Here is a 20,598-nt window from a genome sequence, read left to right as displayed (position 1 = left end):
TTCCCGGAGTTTTTGCTTATTGAAGCTGCATGTGCCCGAATTTTTGGATTTTTTTCGTATACGAGCTCCCTTTTTATGCAAGCCTGTAAATTTTATTAATTTCAGACTGTGAGATTTATTCTGTCTCGATGAGACAATTTACTAATTTACTTTAAAATACAAAAACTCAAAAAATACAAAGCTCTGGTAGGCTTTTTATATTATTGAGAATTTTTGGTTATGACCGAAATTCAGTATAAAGTGCCTTAAAAACACCATTAGGCTTTAATATCATCATTGATAAGTACTTTATATCTAATCAGTTATTTTCGGATGTAATTTACATATACAATGATTACAAATTTGGAGGACATACCAACAAATGAGCAGCGGAATGTGCCCGGTATGCGGGCTCCCTAAAGAACTTTGCATTTGCGAAGAGGTTGCAAAAGAGCAACAGCGAATTACTGTGAAAGTAAACAGAAGGAGATATGGTAAGGAAGTCACTGTTGTAGAAGGTTTCGATGCAAGTGAGATTGACCTTTATGAATTATCCACCTATCTTAAATCAAAATTCGCATGCGGTGGTACAGTAAAAGGAAACACAGTAGAACTTCAGGGCAACCACCTGACCCGCATGAAAGACGTTTTAATGGAAAAGGGTTTCTCTGCTGAACAAATAAAGAATTAAACTCTGAATCCGTCCCCCACCGGAGCAACCGGCCCCCAGAACAGGAATGTAAGTTTATAGGTTTTAGGTTTGGGGTTTAAGTATCTTTTTGCAAGCTTTTCGAGAGCTTGTGCTTTCATCTCGAGGCATTGAAAGGAACAGGAGTTCCTGCTCGGAAAACGATACAAAAAGTGCGTTGTATATATTTTAGAAATTGTAAGATATATTTTAAAAATTGTAAGATATATTTTAAGAAGAATTGTTATAATAGTAATTGTTATAATAACCATTATTATAATAGTAATTATTATAATAATCTGTGCAAGTGTTGGTCTCCAATGAAAACAACATGCGAAATTATGGTACAGAAAGTCTTGCCTGCAATCAGGGCTGAACTTTCACGGGCAATGATTTTTGAGCATGGATGCACGCAGCAGGATGTAGCAGATATCCTTGAGCTTTCACGAGCTGCGGTATCCCAGTACGTGAGCGAAAAACGTGGGGCTGAAGTTGATTTCTCTGAGGAGACCCAAAAAGAAATTCGGAAATTTGCATCAGTGCTCTTAAATGGCGGATTATCCTCTCAGGAAAAAGTAGACGGGATGTGCAGCATATGCAGTTTTGTTCAGAAATCCGGCTGGCTGTACAGAAATGCTCCTGAAGCTAAAACCTGCATCATCTGTAAGGATATGAACTAAAGGTGAAAGACACACTGTGTATCAAGTGCAAGGGAAAAGGACTTTGTGGGCGCCCTCGCTGCCCGATTCTGGAAAAATTTAAATCCTTGCAGTCAATTTCACCTGTTATCTCAGGAGATTCTATATTTGGGGCTTCTCCCCCAGCTCTTTTTGTAGGAAGCTACGGCTACCCCAGAGTTTCGGCAGGTCCCCTGATTCCTCCTTTAGCAACGGAAAACGAAGCTTTGCTTCTCGAAGACCCGTCAGCCTGGGGAAACATGCAGATAGAAGATATCATCTCCATGCGCTCCCGTATGGTCAGGGCAAACACGAGCCTGCATATAAAAGATGCACGGAGCAAAGAAAATCCTCTTCTTGCAAAGGCTCAGGAACTGGCACTCTCCAGAAAGCCGGTGGATACCGAAGCCTGGTTTTTTAAAGCTCCTAAACAGGAACTCAAGTTCGATGCAGTCCTTACGCCTATGGGCCCTTCCGGGCTTGTGAAAAACTTTGAGCTTGCCGAAAACCCGGATGTCCCGAAAAAAGTGGACTACCTGGTCTATGATACCGATGCCCTTGCAAAAGACACTGTTACCGAACTTTTAAAAAGTGACGTTTCTACGGAACATATCACCCGCCTTTTTTCCATAGGCCTGCTCGGGAAAGAACGCAAAATAGTGCCTACCCGCTGGTCCATCACAGCTGTGGACGATATGGCAGGAAAGGAACTTGCAGACCGTATACGAGACTTCCCTTGGGTTTCAGACATTAAGCTTTTCAGCGGAACACATTTCGGAAACCATTTTGAAGTCCTCATCCTTCCGCGGGCTTATTCCTTTGAACTTATTGAAATCTGGCTCCCAAAAACAGTCTGGTCCGGAGAATCAAGCTGGATCGGAGAGGACAGCGAAGGACTTGAAGGAAAGAAAGGGTACTCCCCTCTGGCGGGGGGATATTATGCAGCAAGGCTTCCTGTACTTGAGTACCTTACAGAAATCAAAAGGCAGGCTTCAGTCTTTGTGCTGAGGGAAATAACTCCCGATTACTGGGCTCCTCTTGGAGTCTGGGTGGTCAGAGAGGGCATGAGAAAAGCTCTTCAAAATCCTCCGAAATCCTTCGATTCCCTGGAAACAGCAATTTCAGACCTTACAGAAAGGGTAAAAACCCCAAAATTAGAGTGGGTGCAGCAGGCAAAGATGCTCTCTAACTTCCGGTTCCAGACAACGCTTGATTCTTTTTTTAAGGCGTAAGGAGTTAAAAAAGAAAAAAGAGTTCGAAACAAAAAAATAGATCGCTAATCCGATGCTGGTTTTCAGATAAAAAAAATAATAAAGAAGGAAAAATTAAGAAAGAAGAACTTAAAGGCCTTTGAAGGTTCATTCAAACCTTCAATAGGCATCAGGCTTATTCAACCTTCATCCGGCTTATTCAAAGATCTCGGGCACAATGCGCCGGGCAACGTCTTCATAAGCTTTGGAAATATCGCCTTTGTCAAATCTGAAGACATCTTTATCCATGGACTGCCCGGTTTTCTTGTCCCAGAAGCGGCAGGTATCGCAGGAAATTTCATCGGCAAGGATTATTTCCCCTTCCCTCCTTCCAAACTCAAGCTTGAAGTCGGGAAGCAAAATTCCTTTCTCATCAAGATAAGGCACAAGCAGCTCGTTGATACTGAGCGCAAGCTTCCGGAGTGTAGCAAGTTCTTCGCGTGTTGCAACACCAAGCGCAACAGCGATGTCGTCATTCAGCATGGGATCTCCGTATTCGTCACTTTTGAAATCAAAAACAAGAACCGGGGGCTCGAAAATAGTACCTTCTTTCATTGGGTATCTCTTTGTAATTGAGCCCGCAGCAATGTTTCTGACAATGACCTCGATCTTTATGATTTCTACTTTCTTTACAAGCATATCGATGTCAGAAAGCATGCTGATAAAATGTGTTTTTATCCCGCTGGCTTCCAGCATCTCAAATATTTTTTTTGAGATCTGGGCATTGTAGTAACCCTTACCTTCCATCTCAGCTTTCTTTTCCCCGTTGAATGCGGTCAGGCTGTTTCGGAATTCGGAGATAAAGGTGTCGGGATTATCTGTCGCATAGATAGTCTTTGCTTTCCCTGAATAGAGTTGTTCTCTTTTCATGCGGTGGTCCTCTCTGGGGATGATTATGGATTCTGGATTTCCCTGGATAAAGAGATTTCCCGGAAACATTGTTCCGGAACAACAGTAGCTTTAATATAGGAGTTCTTAAATAATGTTTTGGCATTTCAGAAGCGGACTGGAATATGTACCGGAACTGGAATACTTTATGGTAGTGATCGAATCACTTCCAGAACTCACAAAGATACTCCCTGAAACTCGAGAGGTTTCCAGATTTGCAGAGATTTCTTCCTGAAATATACTCTCGATTTCATGAAGAGACGGAGTAAACGATAAAGTCTTTCTGCTAGATAAAGTTATCACCTCCTACCGGCGTATATCCTTCTGCAGAGGTCTGCCTCCTGCTTCGTAAATTATATCATTGAAGAAAATCAATTAATAGTTTTAACAACTTAAGTAAAGAATTAAGAACTTACAGCACTTGAACGCCCACCACTTAATGATGGACCCATCTCAATACGCAACGGATAAAAAAACATGTCAGGAATTATACTAGACATAGTAGAGCTACTGCTGACTGCAGAGATCTATAATCGCTACCCAGAACTGGATGTAAATGACCTTCCCAAAAATATCCGAAAAAATTACTGGAACAGCACAGAAAAAACAGTTCCCAAACCCATAATAGCTTCATTTGTCAGGATCGAAAAACTATATGGGATTAAAGACATCGAAAAAAGTGTAAGGAGTGTACCTTTCATAACCATTGATAGGTCTCACTTTGAACTCCGCCTGAGCGCATTGGAACTTGCCGCGGAATGGTTTGAAAAACAGGAAGGCTCTCAGGAGAAAATCGAAAACAATCCTGTCCTCGCTTATTATTTGGGAGAAATCAGGAAGGGTGAGGCTTCAAACTATGCAGCTGCAAAAGCAAAGCTCAGGCCAAAGGAAGTCGACAGGGAATGGATAGAATCTCTGATAGCTGAAATCAGGAAAGAAGACAAGGGCGAAGACATGCTCAAGCTCGTTGTCATTATCGCTCCTGAAGACGTAAAACAGAAAGTCAAGGACCTTGTGCTCACCAGGGAACAGGAAGACGAAATTGAAAAAATTATGAAAGCCATCAAGCACAGGGAATACCTGCGGGATATCGGGCTGCATGACATAGGAAAACTCCTGTTTGTAGGGCCCCCGGGAACCGGAAAAACCTCAGTTGCCCGTGCCCTTTCAGAACAGCTTTCGATTCCCTTTGTTGAGGTCAAGCTCTCAATGATTACGGACCAGTACCTTGGCGAGACCGCTAAAAACATAGACCGTGTTTTCCTGCTTGCAAAAAAACTGAATCCCTGCATTCTTTTCATAGATGAGCTGGACTTTGTTGCAAAAGCCAGGACTTCAGACGAAAATGCCGCAATCAAGAGGGCAGTCAATACTCTCCTGAAAGCTATAGATGAAATCAGCCTGGTAGAGCATGGAGTCCTTCTTATTGCTGCGACAAACCACCCCCGGATGCTCGACAGTGCTGCATGGAGGCGTTTTGACGAAATCGTCCATTTCCCTCTGCCTGACCTTGAGATGCGCAAAAATATACTGGACATTGTGACCCGGCACATCAAGGGAGACTTTGATACGCAAGAGATTGCGGAATTGACAGAGGATTATTCAGGTTCTGACCTGCGCATGGTTATCAGGGAAGCAGTCCTGAGTGCTCTTCTGGAAGAACGCAAGGTGCTCACCCAGCTGGACCTGCTGGAAGCAGTAACGTCTTTTAATGAAAGGGCAAATCTCAAGTCCGATGAATACAAAGGGAAGAGTTCTTCATGAGGATAACGCTGCTTGGGACTGGTGACGCAGTCGGTACCCCTAAAATAGGCTGCACCTGCGCAGCCTGTGCAGATGCCCGTGCCGGCGGAAAGAGCCAGCGTCTTCGATTTTCTATCCTTGTCGAATCAAATCAGGGAAAAATCCTTATTGATACCAGCCCGGACCTTCGACAGCAGTTCCTTAAGCAAAGGCTTTCAGGCATAGATGGTGTGATCTGGACCCACGGACATTACGACCATTACTCGGGTTTCGGAGAGTTTTACCGGGTTCAGAACAAGGTGGATGTCTACGGGATTCCCGAGACTCTTGACTACATAAACCAGTACGTTTCGTTCCTGAAACCCAGATACCACTACGTAAAACTTTATGAGCCTTTTGAGTTGATAGGGCTTCAGTTTACCCTCTTTAAGGTAAACCACCCACCTGTGGAAGTCCCTACAGGAGTCCTCATCCGCGAGGGTAATACAAAAGTTGTGGTTACGGGAGATACAAATTCAGAGATCCCTGAAAAAAGCCTGGAGTTGATGAAAGACCCGGACCTTCTTATTGCCGATGGGATAGTCCCTCCGCACATCCACATCAAAAAACACATGAATTCAGAAGAAGCTATGGCACTTGCAGGTAAACTCAATGCAAAGAAAGTGGTCCTAACTCACCTCAGCCATCTCTTCCGCCCCCATCATATTGAATCGATGTTTTTGCCCCTGGGTTATGACGGGCAGGTCTTTGAGTTTTAATATATAATTAAACAGTTTAACAATTCAGCCGTTTAACAGTTGAACAATTCAACAGTCTGCCAGTTTAACAGCTTAACAGTTTACCTTTTTCAGCTTCTGTTGCTCACTGGATAAGGACTTTGTTTTCATGCCTCTAGCTTTTGTTTTATTTTTTTTATGTTAGCTCTATATCCTCTGAGAACCCAAAAACCATTTATGAATCCCAAACGCATCCGGACTCTTAAACCAGGGAAAACAGGTGATGGGCCTGTTGCTTACTGGATGAGCCGCGACCAGAGGGTTGAAGATAACTGGGCTCTGCTTTTCTCCAGGGCAATTGCACAGAGAACTGGTGTCCCGGTAGTAGTGGTTTTTTGTCTCACATACGGGTTTTTAGGGGCAGGGAAAAGGCAGTACGAGTTCATGCTCCAGGGGCTTCAGGAGCTTGGGAATACCCTTTCCCGGAAAAAGATCCCTTTCTTCTTTCTGCGAGGAGATCCCGGGCAAAAAATACCTGAATTTGTCAAGGAGCACGGGATTGGCACTCTAGTTACTGATTTTAGCCCACTAAACTTGAAGACAGAATGGGTAGACAAAGTTATATCAGGAATCGGAATTCCCTTTTTTGAGGTGGATGCCCACAATGTCGTCCCCTGCTGGGAAGCTTCTCCAAAAAGAGAGTATGCAGCCCATACCTTTCGCCCCAAACTCTATAGACACCTGCCTGAATTTCTGGAGGGATTCCCTGAACTGGAACCCAACTCTGAACCGTCTGAGATCACAACTGGCACCGTCGGGCTGGAGTCCTTTGCATATACGCAGGAAACCAGGATTAAACCCACTTTTTCTGAGGGACTCTCCGGGAAAGATACTGACCCCTTCTTTGAGCCTGAGCATTTCAAGCCCGGGGAAAAAGCTGCTCAAAGAGTGATGAAGAGTTTTCTTGAAGAGAGGCTTGACTCTTACAATACCCTGAGAAACGATCCAACAAAGACAGGGGTCTCGGGACTCTCCCCTTACCTGCACTTCGGGCAGATTTCGGCTCAAAGAGTTGCCCTTGAAGTGGAAAAGGCAAACACTGATCCGGAATCAAAGAAAGCTTTCCTGGATGAACTTCTTGTCTGGAAAGAGATTGCGGACAATTTTTGCTATTACACCCCCGAGTATGAAAGCTTTGAAAGTTTCCCTAACTGGGCAAAGGAATCTCTGAATGCTCACAGGCAGGACAGGAGGGAGTACCTCTACACGCTGGAGGAATTTGAAGCCGGAAAGACGCATGACCCCCTCTGGAATGCAAGCCAGATGGAACTTCTCTATACAGGGAAAATGCACGGTTACATGCGCATGTACTGGGCAAAAAAAATCCTGGAATGGAGCGAATCTCCTGAAAAAGCCCTTGAAATTGCAATCTGCCTGAATGACAGATATGAACTGGACGGAAGAGATCCCAATGGGTATGCTGGAATTGCCTGGTGCATCGGAGGAGTCCATGACCGGGCCTGGAGGGAGAGAGAGGTGATAGGAAAAATCAGATATATGAGTTATGAGGGTTGCAAAAGGAAATTCGACGTTGAATTATATATTGCAAAATATTCAGCTCGGTAGAAATCCTTAATTTTATCCAAATAAGTTATTCCATTTTTTTGGTTATGTTGCATACTAAGATTTTAAGCTTTATGGATACTTATACAGGATTATTAAAGCTTAAATTTAGATTTTTCCCAGATAATTGAAATTTTTCACCTGCTACCAGAAACATGGCTTAAAATGGACCTGTTTCTTTAGATAGACTTGCCTTTAAACCTACTAATCAAAAGGTAAACATAATTCGCATTGAAGCATTAAGTTAATATTTAGCTTAATATTTTTAGTGTACTAAAGGAATTTATATGGTGTAAAAACATGAATCAGTATTACTTTTCTCTGGATAATTACTATAAGTATTTCATAGGTCTTGACGGCATAATACTTCCTTTCTTGCTAATAAAGAGTTATCCAGCTGTTGTTAATTTATCAACAAAAGCTAGCTTTCTTATTATGTTAGTAGGAGCATTTTGTGTGCTAATTGATAACTGGAACCGAAAATCAATATCTTACAGATTATACGTTGAGCTATATGAAAACGAATATCAAGCTAATTGTGACTATAAAGCTGGTAAAGTGTTTGTGAACTTAATTTTTTATGTAATTTCTATATATTTAGTATCTGGTGTGTTTGGTGCTCTCTGAAACTTGCCCGAAGGCTTTCGTCAACTACTCCTGAGCTAAAGACTCAGGGGTTTTCTGCTTAGGTTTTAGGAAGGATTTTTGATTATTTACCTAAGGACTAAAACAACCGTTTAACACAAAAAACCCTTTTTCCCGAAAGTATTACATCCTTAATTTGACAGTTTGATTTTTATGTTGAAAGAATGTTTTCATATTTGAGAAGAATGAAGAAGTAATATATGGTCAACAAATTTTTGACCCATTTTTTGTGATTCGATTTGACAGATGATTCTCTTTCTCTTGATGGCTATTTTCTTTATTTTTGATCAAATTTTTGGTATTGAATTAGAGAGATTGTATGGATAGCGAGCAAAATTATGGGGTTGAAAAAACAACCAATCATAGGTAATTTTGATGAAATTATTATAGGCTGTCAAATGATTTTGACGAAAAAATGAGTTTTCATTCTAAATGCAATGTATACTGTCAAACAAAACTAAGGTTACATCTACAAATTACTTGAGTTGTCTCAAAATATCCGGTTAGAAGGGTGCTGAAAAATAAAAAATTCCTGTACCAAAATAACTATTTATTTTATTATTTTTTATTTTTTCTTTAAGAGGCTTCGATTTTTAGATTAGTCACATATAAATACAAGTACACCCAATTTTAATATAGGGATTTTTATATATCTTCTCGATATAGAAAACAGGGAAATAAAGTAAAAAGGGAGTGATACTTATGGCAGTAAGAAATCCTGTAGACCTGATCGCCCTTATACTTGTTATAGTGGGCGGATTAAACTGGGGACTTGTAGGACTCTTTGATTTTAACCTTGTAGATACTATCTTCGGGACAGGGAGTACTCTTTCGAAAATTGTGTACATGATTGTTGGACTTGCAGCGCTTTATATGATCTATTTCACTGTAAGAGCTGAAACATATCAAACCCATGAGACCACAGTACGTCACTAAGGAAAAAAGATTGGAAAAGCTCCTTTCCGGGGTAATACTGTGAAAGGGCCTTAACCAGCAACAATTTTTTTCAGAAGGCTGGACATAAAATTAAGATAAGATTATTTTTTCTTCTTAGAAATTTTATTTTTATTTATTTCACCTTTATTTTTAATCTAATTTTTCGATTATACTAAATCTCAGGTTTTACACATATCAACAAATTTTGATACATGTAATTTTACTGATATTTACTTTTATGACTTATTCTCATTTCACTTCTCTTTCAGTTTTTTCAGTTCAGAAAGCACCTTTTCGGCGTGCCCTACAGATTTAACGTGCTCCCATATCCTGACAATTTTTCCTTCCGGGTTGATAAGGAAAGTTGTCCGGACAGCGCTTATAACATCTTTTCCCCTGAAGTGTTTTGGGTGCAGGACATCATATTTCCCGTGGACTTCCGCCTGCTCGTCGGAGAGCAGCTTAATATTAAGCTCTTTCTTTTCGATAAATGTCCTGTGAGATTCCTCGCTATCTCTGCTGACTCCCAGAACAACTGCGTTTTCAGCTTCGAAATCTGTTCTCAGGCAGCTGAAATTTCTGGCTTCCAGGCTGCAGCCCGGAGTGTTGTCCCTCGGATAAAAGTACAGGACTACCCATTTTCCTTTGAGGTTTTCAAGGCATATCCGATTTCCTTCCTGATCAGGAAGACAAAAATCAGGTGCAAGTTGTCCTGCTTCCAGTGATGTATTTACCATATTTTTCCCCCTGGTAAGTCCGTGCCGCATATTTGCGGTTACTAAATAATTATTCATGCGTCTTCGGTTAAGTGAGGAATCGTGATAAATTACCTCCATTCCCACAACAGTTATCAAATATTTATAGTAATTGAGAGCTGGACACGATATTGATTTCATGTAATCAAGCCAAAATTTAAGGTAGACTTCTAATGCAAAATCGACACTTTCAGGCAAGAAAATTCCTTAACCGAAGACCAATGAATAATTATTTAATAATCATAGAACTCAATCATATTATACAAATTATATTTTTAATAAATAATTATTCTTAATGTAATTATATTATATCTTTTGTTTGCCCCTGCCCTCAACTCAGCTTTTTCTCCTCCAGGGAAGGACTGCCGCTTCAAAAGCTAGAATCGGCCCTATGAACCAGCCTGCCCAGAGGAAAAGCCCTGCAAGCCCGATGCCGAAAAAGTAAAACTGTTTTCGTCTCGATTTCATCCCATACCCTTCATCTTTCAGACTCAAGATAAGGGCTGTAATTCCAAGCCCGAGGCTGGCAAGAGCCAGAAAGACAGTAATGATTACTTCGGGAGAGTATGAACTCCTGCTAAGTGAAACCAGCATCTGGAATATTAATGATAAGCCTGTACCCAGAAAGAAAAGCCCTGCAAAAATTCCCGACCAGCGTGCCGGATTGAACCCGGCTGCAGCTTCCATTTTAAGTGAAATTGCCAGAATTCCGGCTGCAAGCGTTACTCCCAGCGGGAAGAGGATAAAAAGCAGACCCTGTCCTTCCCAGCGGTAAGTCTTTATCTGGTTCAGAGGGATTAACAGCCACTCGATAAGGGAAAATCTTTCTTTGTATCCCAGAATAACTCCGTAATTGCCCCTTTCCTCAATAGAACTCACTGCTGCATAGTATGTGCCGCTTTCCGGGGCCTGGAGGTCTGCCCGGGCAAGGGAGTAGAAGGCGCTCGGAGTAAATCCTTCGTATGTTGCGCTTTCAGGCATCTTTCCCGAAAAGACCTTTGTTCCGTATCCTTCAGGCAGTTCTGCGGTTTCTGGAACTTTTCCTTCGTTAGAAAGCCCGGGTCCCATAAGGATTAAATCAGGAGTAAAAGTCCGGCTCTCCTTCCCGGCAGGGACAATCAGACCAAGTACGATTCTCTCCCCTTTTTCCATCTTAAAACTGTAGTACTGAACATCTGTGCCTGAAAGCTGTCCATAAAGGACTCTGGACTTTGCAGGATTTTCGACGGAAGTTGCTGTTTCAGGGCTTTTACCTCCCTCTCCAAAGGCCGGAACATGGGCAAGCACAGGGATAAGCAACAAATACATACCCGCCACTAAAATAAATAGTAAGGCAGAATATCTTAAGGTCCACCGTTTCATAGACCATATTATCACCTGCCGCCAGTAAATAGGTATCAGAATCTAGAATCAGAAACAAATCCCTGAAATTAAGTTCAGGCTTAAAAGCTTAAAATTTCCTGCCGAAAGCCCTTTCTGAAATGTGTTCAAGTTCATCTTATGAGAATCTGGGACATCACCCCTGAGAAGATGTGCAGGCAGCACCTCCTGGGAGAACACCGTGAATTGCACGCCCTTTGGTCCATAATTACCAATAACAAAAAAGCTTATGCTCACCACCCTGAAACCCTGCGCTGGAAGGGAAAACTTAAAGCTCTCTACCTGAGGCATGAAGCCCTTGTGGAAGAGATGACAAAAAGGGGATATAAACACCACACCCCCCTGGACCCTGCCCTTGCGACAGGAGTAGCTGTACAGAATGAATTTGTGACTACCTATGAGGAACAGGTCCGGATCTTAAAAGAAAGAGGGTGTGAGTGTAGGGTGTGAGTGCAGGGTGTGAGTGCAAGGTGTGTGTGCAGGATCTGAGTCTGACCTTTTTTTTCAGGGCAACTCCAGTTCAGCTTTTCTGTACAGGGCTTCTCTGGTTTCTTCTGGCATCACCTTTTCGATAATCATAGAAAACAACAGGAAAAGGGGAATCCCAACAGCTACATGGATTGCTGTGAACCTTAATCCCATATATGAAATTTCATAAAGTACGATGGGGAGCTTGGTAGTGGACCAGACTCCCAGGAAAAACAATACGTATGCCAGCCTTGCTCTCTTTCTCAGGAGGAGAGCCGTAATCGGAAACGCGACATAGAGAGGACCGGCGGCTGCAGACCCCAGGAAAACAGCCATGAGGATTCCTTTCCAACCGGAGTTTTCCCCCATATACCGGATAATCGTCTCCTTTGGGACCCAGACGTCCAGCAACCCCACAAGGATGAAAACCGGGGGGAGAAGACTGAGCATTTCTATTGTATTCGATACGGAGATGTCGAAGGCTTCTGTTCCGACGGGTCGGTTTGCAAAATAGAGGGCTGCAATTGTAAAGGCAAAACCTATCGAAAACCTGTACTTCCTCAACAGGGTGAAGAGTCCGGGTTTTATGGCAGCATTTTCTTTGTTCACCATCACATAAGCCTCCAGATCACGATCGTAAAAATTATAGACACAAAAAGTGCCGAGATATTCCTCAGGACTGCCGTGTACCAGTTGAAATATTTTATTTCCACAGGAAGGGTCACGATTCCAACAGCCATAAGCGTGGAGACAAAAGCGGCAATCTGGGCGTACCCTGCCCCATCTTTAAGAAGGGCAGCCCCCAGAGGAAAAGTAACAAAACTGGGGATAAGAGTAACCGATCCTGCAACCAGTGCGACTGCAACCCCGAATGGCCCGGAATCTGACCCGATCAGCCTTGAGATAGTTTCCGGACTCAGGATTGCCAGGGAAATTCCCACAAACATCATAATGGAGAGGACTTCCGGCAGCAGGGAAGAGAAGGATTTCCAGGCCTTGCGGAGGGCCATTTTCGTTTTATTCCGGTCTTTGAAAAAGGAAACGCCCAGAAAAATCAAAGCCAGGGCATAAAGGTAGATGCCGCTCAGAAAACCACCACGTTTTTCATTTTTTAATTTGAGGGAAAATTTATTTGTTAGAATTTCAGGACGAGTTTATTTATTAGAATTTCAGGATGAATTTATTGTTCCGGACTCTGAAGTGATTTTGGTTCATAGTTTTTTGAAAGTATTGAGGAAATATTCCAGGTTTTGCATTCTCATTTCTATGTCCTGCCTGAACTCTTCCAGTTTTTCCATCCCAGTAGGGCTTATTCTGTACCATTTTTTGGCAGGGCCGGGTTCTGAAGTGTCCCAGTAAGACTCAACAGCTCCTTGTTTTTCCAGGTCTTGAAGAGACCTGTAAAGGGAAGGCCCATCGATTAGATTGAAAGGCAGCTCTTCTTCTATTCTGGTGAGTAAGAGAGCTCCGTAAGCCGGTTCCTGTGCAAGGAACAGGAGTATGAATGCTGGGGTATGACGCCCGTATTTGCTTCTGGACATTATGATCACTTTTGAATGGTATTCGCCGAGTGTAACGGACGTGCTCATCGGTTATATGGCTGAGTTGTTTCTCTATATGTTTTTATTATTTAGATTAGATTTACATCTTGATGTAAATAACACTAAATTGTAAATAACACTAACATGTCTTTTGTACATATTCTTTCCGACTGGAACTGAGAGCTGCTTTTCCGGGGCTTCCGGCTCCGAATTTTTTGATATAAGTGTTCCCTGGTCTTCGGAATGCACCTTTTGTATGTTTCAGTTACCTGGCTGAAAAGGACGAAAATATTCATTCCAGCGTGAACCGGGTTTTGTTTTTTCACCACTTCTCCTTCTCTGAAATAGTGATATTATATTTAATGATATCGTAATTATTATATACAATTAGTGTCAAATAGATAGAGAAACGAACTATTGAAGAGAACACGGTTCAAAAATAGGATTTGATGGGAAACCAAAAAAGGTCCAGCGTAAAAGTCCAGTGTTTTGGAGCTGTTCGGGACCTGGAGTCCTTCTTTATAACGTTGCCTTATTAATACTGAATCTGGATGGGCTTTAGCTCCGGAGATTATAATGATGCTTGTTCTGGATGAAGACGAAATAGGGATCCTTGAATGCATTAAAGAGGTTCAAACCGAGCGTGGATTCCATATTCGGGATGTTATCAAGAAGGCAAAAACCGGATATGGATTATCAAGGTCAACTGTTTACGAAATAGTAGGTTATCTGGAGTTTCACGGCCTTATAAAAACGAATAAAGCAGGTAACCGCGAGCTTGACCCGAATATCCACTATTTCGTAATATGTCCGGGTTGTGGCAAAGAAGTTGCAGAAAACGAATGCGTAAAAGATAACGGGCGGGCAATATGTGAAGACTGCTATCTGGAAGGGCACCAAAAAATAAAGTTTGCAGACCCTGTGGCAGTGCGTTCAAAGAAGCTCTTCAGAAAACAGCACGGGTTTGAAGGGACAGCCGGACTAACAGAACTGCAAAAAGAAATCTATGATTTTATCCTTACAGAAGGGGGTGCAACCCCTGAAAAAACCTCGAAGCTTTTCGAGCTCACGCTGCAGGAAACCATGAATCAGCTTGCAATACTGAGACACTGCGAGCTTTTAAAGTGGAGAAAAATGGGAGAAGAAATGTACATGGTGCCTTTTGATTCTTAAATTATTCCTTAAATTTTGGGTACCTTAAATTTTGTGTATTCAGGAAGTGATAACACGACCGAAAAAATCGATATGAATGAAAGGATGGAAGCAATGGCCGGGGAAATCCCGGGAGTAATGAAAGCTCTTATGGGGCTTCATTCCGAAGTCGTCAAGGACGGGGCTTTAAGCGCAAAAACAAAAGAGATAATGATGGTAGGGATTTCAGTTGCCCTGCGCTGTGAGTACTGCCTCTGGAAGCACGTTCCTGAAGCTGTAAGAATGGGAGCGACCCGGGAAGAGATCCTGGAGGCTGTAAGCACTGCAATACTGATGGCAGGAGGACCTGCCGTAGCTTACGGGTCAGTAGTTGTTCTCAAAATTCTGGATGAACTGGATGTATAAAACTCTGGAGGGATAAAAGATGGCAGAAGAAATAACCAGCCCTGCTAAGTGTGCGGCCTGCGGACGTGAACTGACAGGAGAAGACAGTATAGAAGACGAAGGCAAGGTTTTTTGTGAGGATTGCTATATAGAGGGGCACCATAAAATCCAGGCATGCAACCCCTGGGCAGTGCGCTCCAAAAAAATATTCAGGGAAGAAGCCGGGCTTGAAGGAACTGACGGCCTTACAGACCTGCAAAAAGCCATTTATGAATTCATTGTTTCCCGGGGCGGGGCAAAAAAGGAAGAAATTGCAGAAAAATTTGGGATATCTCCACGAGAAACCGAAAACCAGTTTGCACTCCTCAGGCACTGTGAGCTGGTAAAGGGACAAAAAAGAGCAAATGGCGTATATCTTGTGCCTTTTGGGGATAAATAAATTTAAAATAAGTTTATTTCCTTTTTTACCTTTTAAAAATAAATTTCAGCAACTCCTTCCGAACGCTGAGTTGCAACAGTGGAGCTTTTAAGGTTTTGCATAGCCGTTTTTTTACAGCCCGGGCTCCAACCTGAAATATTTATGATTAATTTCCTCCTGGCAATCCTCTACCCAAAACTGTTTCATAATTGAAGACCAAATTCATATTTGGAATTCTATAATTAACAGGCTTTTCTTCCAGACAGATATTTCAATGGGGGTGCAATGTGATGGACATTTCAAAACCTTACTTTAACCCTGAAATCGAAACTATGGAGAGGGGAGAGCTTGATGCTCTCATTGAGGAACGTGTACGTTACACGGTAAAATATGCAGCCGAAAATTCTCTTTTCTACAGGAAATGGTTTGAAAAGCATGGGATAAAGCCCGGAGACATTAAAGCCCATGAAGACCTCCAGGAGCTTCCCGTAATATCTGGAAAGACTATCCGGGAAAACCAGCCCCCTGAGATGAAGGATTTTATGTTCAAAAGCGTGGGCTGGGAAGATGTTTTCACCATCCATGAGACCAGCGGCACGAGCGGGACCCCAAAGAGCTTTTTCCTTACCTGGGAGGATTGGGAACGCTATGCAGAAAAATACGCCCGGATTTTCAGGTCTCAGGGTTTCGGGCCTGGAGACAGGGTCGTTATCTGTGCTTCCTACGGCATGAATGTGGGGGCAAACACCATGACCCTTGCTGCCAGGCAGCTGGGCATGAGCATCATCCCTGAGGGTAAATGCACTTTTCCCCTGCGCATCATTGAAGCCTACAAGCCGACAGGCATAGTGGGCAGCGTCTTTAAGCTCCTGAACCTTGCCAAAAGGATGAAGGCTGAGGGACTCGTCCCTGAAGAATCCGGGATAAACAAACTTGTCGTTGGAGGAGAGTCCTTTGCAGACGAGTCCAGAAATTATCTCTCGGAAATCTGGGGCTGTCCTGTGTACAACACCTATGGGAGCACGGAAGGGACGATGTGCGGGGAATGCAGTGAAATTACAGGGCTCCATGTTCCCGAGGATGTCGTCCATCTTGATGTTTACGACCCGCACCTGAAGAACTTCGTGCCTGACGGGGATTGTGGAAGGATTGTCCTGAGCACTCTTCTGCCTGTTGGGGCAAAAGCAGGAAACCTTCTCTTAAACTACGATACTGATGACACGACTGTCGTGCTCACCCGCAAAACCTGCTCTTGCGGAAGGACGCATATGAAAATCATGACTCCACAGCGAGAGGCTGAAACTTTCTGGATAGAAGGAACTCCTTTTAACCGTGTAGACGTGGAAAGGGGGGTCTTCCAGAGTGGGAATATGGACTACCTGACAGGAGAGTATGAAGCATTTCTCTACGGCGGAGAAGATGAAGGAGAAACCATACTGAGGGTCAGTATGGAATGCGAAAACCCCGATACCTGTGACAGAGACCTTATAAAAGAAAACTTCATCCGCTCTTTCCTTAAATATAAACATCCTCTTTCCAGGGCTTATGAAGACGATACTTTCAAGATCCTTTTCAACTTCACGGGTCCCAGAGGGCTTGAGCTTTACAAGATAAAGGGAAGACCGAAGAGGCTCGTGGACAGACGATAACCGGAAAGTAACGGACATATTATACCTACATTCGGCAGCAAGCACAGTCTAACATCTAAATATCCTTAATTGTTATTTTTTGCAGGTTCACTTAAAAACCAATATCATACGGACTATATATCCAACATGATTTGACATTTATCGCATTTACCACAAATATATATTAATTATGTTATGGTTAACATTTAGCAATTTTTGATTTAAATTGAATTTCAAAAGTTCTGAAAAAAACGATATCAACAGAATAATTGAATGGATTTTTATGTCGACCTGCCGAAAGCAGGATTATAGGAAATAACGGACATTAACGGACATCGAGAGTTTAAAGGAAAAAATAAAACTATATTTTCAATGACTTTCTGGTTTCGTTTAACTTTTTTAATTCTTTATGAATTCTTTTTTAGTTTTTGTTTTTGTATGGTTTAGTATTTTATGCCGGCATAACTTAATAAGTTTCCTTTAACCGTTTTGCTTATTTATTTTTTTTAAATTCTTTTCCTTTTGTGTTTATTTTTTATTTCTTTTTGTCTCTTTTATTTTTTTATGGACGCTTTGCCCCTTACATATATGCTAAGTATTATAGTTCCCAAACATTAATATACTGAGGGATGAATTAACATATGAATACAACTCTTTTATATAAATTAACAAGTGAATAAAACATATATAGTAATACTTACAATAACTTAATGTAATATCTTTCGGATAAATTGCAAATTACCTGGTGATACGATGGAAACAGAACTTATGAGGATAGGGGTATCCCTGCCCGACACACTTCTTAATAAATTTGATGAGATTATTGAAAAAAGAGGTTACTCTTCCCGTTCAGAAGGCATAAGGGACGCCATCAGAAGTTACATTTCTTACTACGAGTGGATGGGTGACATTAAAGGTCATCGTGTAGGGACTGTTGCTGTTATATATGACCACACAAAGCGTGGGCTTTCAAACGCCCTTGCAGACATCCAGCACCAATACTCTCCCCTGATTAAGTCCTCCGTGCACATCCACCTGGACCACGACAACTGTTTTGAAGTAATCGTTCTGGATGGGGAAGGCGAAGAGATAAAAGAGCTTGCTGAAGCTATAATGTCTCTTAAAGGAGTAAAGTTCTCAAAGCTCACAACGGTATCCTCAAACGAGAAAATCTAATATTATCCTTCAAGAATACGAATCCACACACAGACAGAATTAAGATAGAGTGTTGTGGGACTCAGAACTATTAAATGGAAAAAGCCCCCCATCCACTCAAGTTAGTTTTGTTCAAAGTGTTTTTCAATATGCTTCAGGAGCAGGTTTCCAAATTCAGTAAGGTCGTAGATCTGGAAACTGCGTTCTCTCCTGGAGTCCACGAGCCCTGCTTCCTTTAAGAGCTTGAGGTGATAAGAAAGTGCAGAGTGCTTCTGGTCCGTAGCTTCAACAAGGACGCAGACGCAGAGGCTCTGGACTTCGAGGGCTTTAAGAATTCTCAGGCGGGTCGGATCTGCAAGAACCTTGAACAGACTTACGATATTTTCAACGTCTTCGTTCAGTGCCCTGTGAACAGCCTCGAGCACATCTTCCGGCAGGGAATAAGCATCCCGAACTTCGATTATTTTTCTTTCAGACATTTCTTCCACTCAGATCTTTTGCACTTAAACATCGATTAAGGCAAAGCATGCGGTCGTTAATTTAACTCTGGATAAAGCTTCCAATTATTTATTCCGGTCTTAAATTAGCTTCGGTTTCATTTTTAAAATTCCCTTACTTCTTTTTCATTTTTAAATTCCCTTATATTTATTGTTGCCCATATATTAGGACTGGAGTTGAGCCCCCCTCCCATTTCACTCTTGAAGAACTTAATCGGCACCATTTTTGCTGAGATTTTGTTTCAGGCTATCACATCCCTTTCAGTGTATCGGTATTCGTTGAAAGAATCTCTCTCCACCTGAGCCCGAGTCCCGAGAGGGCGAACCCGCCTCCAATCAATGTGATCGAGTTCTTTATTATGTGGTCAAGCACAGCGACTGTAAACCCTATTTCCGGCCTGATTCCTCCAAGCCCGAACACGGCAGTAAGGGCAACCTCATATGTCCCTATAGCTCCAGGAGTGATAGGAAAAGTTTTTGCAATGTTCCCAAGAGCTACCGCCAGGAAGATCAGGGATATGGTGGACACTGAATACATATCTACCCCAGTTGAAGGAATGGATTTCAGAACCAGAAAACAGGTAAGGATATCCATACCCCATAAAAGAAGAGAAAATGTAATAACTGCAACAAACGCTCCGGGACGGACAGCAACAACGCTCATCTGGTGGATAAAAGTGGATACAAACTGTTTTATTTTATGAAGAGGTTCACCGGAAGAACTTACAGAATCCTTTTTCCCACCTCTCTTATTCCTGCGGCTTTCTCGAAAAGACAATACAAAGAGAGCTGCAAAGAAAAGGAGAACTGCAAGCCCTGAAAACTGAATCAGGGACTCCATCCAGGAAGCAAGTTCAAACCTGGAAGCTACACTTGAAGAAGCAAATATGGCAATGAAGGTAATTGCAATTATGTCAAAGACCCTTTCGATGGTCAGAGCGGAAAGGCTTGTTGTAAGGGCAAGATCTTTACTTTTTTTCAGGATATACATCCTGCTCAGGTCCCCTATTCGTGCAGGAAGGACCACATTTGCAGACTGGCTGATGAAAATACTTCCTGTAAGGAATCCAAGCCCGTAATGGCTTCCAAGCCTATTAAGGATCTGCTGGAAACGAATACCCCGAAACGGCCAGGAAACGCAGTAAACAAGAGAAGAAAGAACCAGGGTGCCCAGGGACACATGCCTGATATTTTCCAGAACATCGGAAACGCCCAGAAAAGTTGCAGCAAGTGCAAGAATTAGAAGTGCTAGAGAAGCTGTTAAGAAAATTTTCCCTTTTCCGGAAAAGAAACCCGGAAAAAAGAGTTCCCACCAGAGGCGGAAAATCTCAGACCCCATTCCAAGAACATCCTTTACTAAATTGACCTTGCTTGATCCTCCGTGCCTCCAGTAGACAGGGAACTCCAGAACCCTGTATCCCCGGTGCTGAGCTCGGACCAGCAATTCAGTGTCCCAGAACCAGTGCTGATTTTCAATTCCATCGAGCAAATCGAAGAGTGCACCTCTCCTGAAAGCCTTAAAACCGCACTGGTGATCATAGAGTTTTGAACGCAAAAAAAGCCGCACAAGGGAGTTGTATCCTCTGCTAGCAAACTCCCGCTTGAAAGGTCTTTTTGCATCGCTGTCGGGCATTATTCTCGAACCGGTGGCAAAGTCATAGCCACCCGTACTTACAGCTCTGACCAGTTTTTCCAGATAACTCATATCTGTTGCAAGATCCACATCAATGTAGCAGAGCACCTCTCCTGAGGCTGCCTTAAAAGCCCTGTTAAGGGCCCTTCCCCTACCCTGCCGCTCATCGGAATGCAGGTGTTTGACATAAGAATACTGTTCCGAAAGACGTGAAGCTATCCGGTCCGTACCATCCGTGCTTCCATCCTCTGCTATGATGATCTCAAAAGAATCAGTTATCTTTGAAAGGGTCTCTGCTGTTATCGAGACTGTATTTTCTATTCTAGCGGCTTCATTGTAAGCGGGCAGAACTACCGAGACGCTGGTTATACGAACAACCTCTTAACGTTTATGATAATAATAGGGTATTTATGCTGGACTGTATTCACAGGTATGTCCACAT

General features: G+C 42.5%; 23 protein-coding genes. 15 read left to right on the top strand and 8 right to left on the bottom strand.

From position 1 onward, the window contains the following. Nucleotides 1-361: 361 nt before the first annotated feature. From yciH to PHF18_RS07875, 3 genes are all read left to right on the top strand, one after another. Nucleotides 362-670 (top strand): stress response translation initiation inhibitor YciH, encoded by a 309-nt coding sequence (gene yciH, locus PHF18_RS07885; protein WP_300100788.1) that lies wholly within the window; start codon nt 362-364, stop codon nt 668-670. Nucleotides 671-987: 317 nt separating this feature from the next. After that, complete coding sequence (locus PHF18_RS07880; protein WP_300100786.1) at nt 988-1,347, top strand: transcriptional regulator; 360 nt, start codon at nt 988-990, stop codon at nt 1,345-1,347. A 2-nt stretch (nt 1,348-1,349) separates the two neighbouring features. Beyond that, complete coding sequence (locus PHF18_RS07875) at nt 1,350-2,576, top strand: Nre family DNA repair protein (RefSeq protein ID WP_300100782.1); 1,227 nt, start codon at nt 1,350-1,352, stop codon at nt 2,574-2,576. Nucleotides 2,577-2,750: 174 nt separating this feature from the next. On the opposite strand, the gene purC is transcribed toward PHF18_RS07875, so the two are convergent. Beyond that, the gene (purC, locus tag PHF18_RS07870) at nt 2,751-3,464 is read right to left on the bottom strand and encodes a phosphoribosylaminoimidazolesuccinocarboxamide synthase (protein WP_300100957.1); all 714 of its coding nucleotides are present in this window, start codon (nt 3,462-3,464) and stop codon (nt 2,751-2,753) included. 112 nt (nt 3,465-3,576) lie between these two features. Here purC and PHF18_RS07865 point away from each other — a divergent pair, with 112 nt between their 5' ends. The 6 genes from PHF18_RS07865 to PHF18_RS07840 all read left to right on the top strand — a co-directional run bounded on the left by PHF18_RS07865 (nt 3,577) and on the right by PHF18_RS07840 (nt 9,145). Further along, a complete protein-coding gene (locus tag PHF18_RS07865) occupies nt 3,577-3,717 on the top strand; it encodes a hypothetical protein (RefSeq protein WP_300100779.1) in 141 nt (46 codons plus the stop codon). 242 nt (nt 3,718-3,959) lie between these two features. Further along, a complete protein-coding gene (locus PHF18_RS07860; RefSeq protein WP_300100776.1) occupies nt 3,960-5,246 on the top strand; it encodes an ATP-binding protein in 1,287 nt (428 codons plus the stop codon). After that, nucleotides 5,243-5,983 (top strand): MBL fold metallo-hydrolase, encoded by a 741-nt coding sequence (locus PHF18_RS07855; RefSeq protein ID WP_300100773.1) that lies wholly within the window; start codon nt 5,243-5,245, stop codon nt 5,981-5,983. Before PHF18_RS07860 ends, PHF18_RS07855 begins: the two co-directional genes overlap by 4 nt. Before the next feature lie 195 nt (nt 5,984-6,178). Beyond that, the gene (locus PHF18_RS07850) at nt 6,179-7,567 is read left to right on the top strand and encodes a deoxyribodipyrimidine photo-lyase (protein WP_300100770.1); all 1,389 of its coding nucleotides are present in this window, start codon (nt 6,179-6,181) and stop codon (nt 7,565-7,567) included. Between the two features lie 297 nt (nt 7,568-7,864). Then, entirely contained in the window at nt 7,865-8,191 is a 327-nt protein-coding gene (locus PHF18_RS07845) for a hypothetical protein (RefSeq protein ID WP_300100767.1), read from the top strand. Nucleotides 8,192-8,911: 720 nt separating this feature from the next. Then, nucleotides 8,912-9,145 (top strand): DUF378 domain-containing protein, encoded by a 234-nt coding sequence (locus tag PHF18_RS07840; RefSeq protein ID WP_300100764.1) that lies wholly within the window; start codon nt 8,912-8,914, stop codon nt 9,143-9,145. A gap of 254 nt (nt 9,146-9,399) precedes the next feature. Here the strand turns inward: PHF18_RS07840 and PHF18_RS07835 are convergent, their stop codons facing one another. Beyond that, nucleotides 9,400-9,882: a peroxiredoxin gene (locus PHF18_RS07835; protein WP_300100761.1), complete on the bottom strand. Its 483-nt coding sequence runs from the start codon at nt 9,880-9,882 to the stop codon at nt 9,400-9,402. Nucleotides 9,883-10,236: 354 nt separating this feature from the next. Beyond that, complete coding sequence (locus tag PHF18_RS07830) at nt 10,237-11,208, bottom strand: hypothetical protein (RefSeq protein ID WP_300100758.1); 972 nt, start codon at nt 11,206-11,208, stop codon at nt 10,237-10,239. Nucleotides 11,209-11,400: 192 nt separating this feature from the next. On the opposite strand from PHF18_RS07830, the gene PHF18_RS07825 reads away from it, so the two are divergent. Next, a complete protein-coding gene (locus PHF18_RS07825) occupies nt 11,401-11,730 on the top strand; it encodes a pyrimidine dimer DNA glycosylase/endonuclease V (protein ID WP_300100755.1) in 330 nt (109 codons plus the stop codon). Nucleotides 11,731-11,784: 54 nt separating this feature from the next. Here PHF18_RS07825 and PHF18_RS07820 read toward each other — a convergent pair whose 3' ends face one another. From PHF18_RS07820 to PHF18_RS07810, 3 genes are all read right to left on the bottom strand, one after another. After that, nucleotides 11,785-12,360, bottom strand: a complete 576-nt coding sequence (locus tag PHF18_RS07820; protein ID WP_300100752.1) for a permease — start codon at nt 12,358-12,360, stop codon at nt 11,785-11,787. After that, a complete protein-coding gene (locus PHF18_RS07815; protein ID WP_300100750.1) occupies nt 12,360-12,758 on the bottom strand; it encodes a permease in 399 nt (132 codons plus the stop codon). The genes PHF18_RS07820 and PHF18_RS07815 overlap by 1 nt, the downstream gene beginning before the upstream one ends. A 201-nt stretch (nt 12,759-12,959) precedes the next feature. Beyond that, nucleotides 12,960-13,337 (bottom strand): PadR family transcriptional regulator, encoded by a 378-nt coding sequence (locus PHF18_RS07810; protein ID WP_300100748.1) that lies wholly within the window; start codon nt 13,335-13,337, stop codon nt 12,960-12,962. A 528-nt stretch (nt 13,338-13,865) separates the two neighbouring features. Between PHF18_RS07810 and PHF18_RS07805 the strand changes: the two genes are divergently transcribed. The 5 genes from PHF18_RS07805 (at nt 13,866) to nikR (ending at nt 18,047) form a co-directional block, all read left to right on the top strand. After that, nucleotides 13,866-14,462 carry a hypothetical protein gene (locus PHF18_RS07805; RefSeq protein WP_300100745.1) on the top strand — a complete coding sequence of 199 codons (597 nt, stop codon included), beginning with the start codon at nt 13,866-13,868 and terminating at the stop codon, nt 14,460-14,462. Between the two features lie 72 nt (nt 14,463-14,534). Then, the gene (locus PHF18_RS07800) at nt 14,535-14,846 is read left to right on the top strand and encodes a carboxymuconolactone decarboxylase family protein (RefSeq protein ID WP_300100742.1); all 312 of its coding nucleotides are present in this window, start codon (nt 14,535-14,537) and stop codon (nt 14,844-14,846) included. A 19-nt stretch (nt 14,847-14,865) separates the two neighbouring features. Beyond that, nucleotides 14,866-15,264 carry a hypothetical protein gene (locus PHF18_RS07795; protein ID WP_300100739.1) on the top strand — a complete coding sequence of 133 codons (399 nt, stop codon included), beginning with the start codon at nt 14,866-14,868 and terminating at the stop codon, nt 15,262-15,264. Nucleotides 15,265-15,533: 269 nt separating this feature from the next. Then, nucleotides 15,534-16,892: a coenzyme F390 synthetase gene (gene ftsA, locus PHF18_RS07790; protein WP_300100736.1), complete on the top strand. Its 1,359-nt coding sequence runs from the start codon at nt 15,534-15,536 to the stop codon at nt 16,890-16,892. A 732-nt stretch (nt 16,893-17,624) separates the two neighbouring features. Next, on the top strand, nt 17,625-18,047 hold the full coding sequence (nikR, locus tag PHF18_RS07785) for a nickel-responsive transcriptional regulator NikR (RefSeq protein ID WP_300100733.1): 423 nt from the start codon (nt 17,625-17,627) through the stop codon (nt 18,045-18,047). Between the two features lie 101 nt (nt 18,048-18,148). Here nikR and PHF18_RS07780 read toward each other — a convergent pair whose 3' ends face one another. After that, nucleotides 18,149-18,505, bottom strand: a complete 357-nt coding sequence (locus PHF18_RS07780) for a helix-turn-helix transcriptional regulator (protein ID WP_300100731.1) — start codon at nt 18,503-18,505, stop codon at nt 18,149-18,151. Nucleotides 18,506-18,773: 268 nt separating this feature from the next. Next, nucleotides 18,774-20,504, bottom strand: a complete 1,731-nt coding sequence (locus PHF18_RS07775) for a flippase-like domain-containing protein (protein ID WP_300100954.1) — start codon at nt 20,502-20,504, stop codon at nt 18,774-18,776. Nucleotides 20,505-20,598: the final 94 nt, after the last annotated feature.

The organism is Methanosarcina sp., from assembly GCF_028693135.1.
GTDB lineage: Archaea > Halobacteriota > Methanosarcinia > Methanosarcinales > Methanosarcinaceae > Methanosarcina.
The sequence above is the reverse complement of the archived record's forward strand: the minus strand, read 5'-3'. Positions and strand labels throughout refer to the sequence as shown.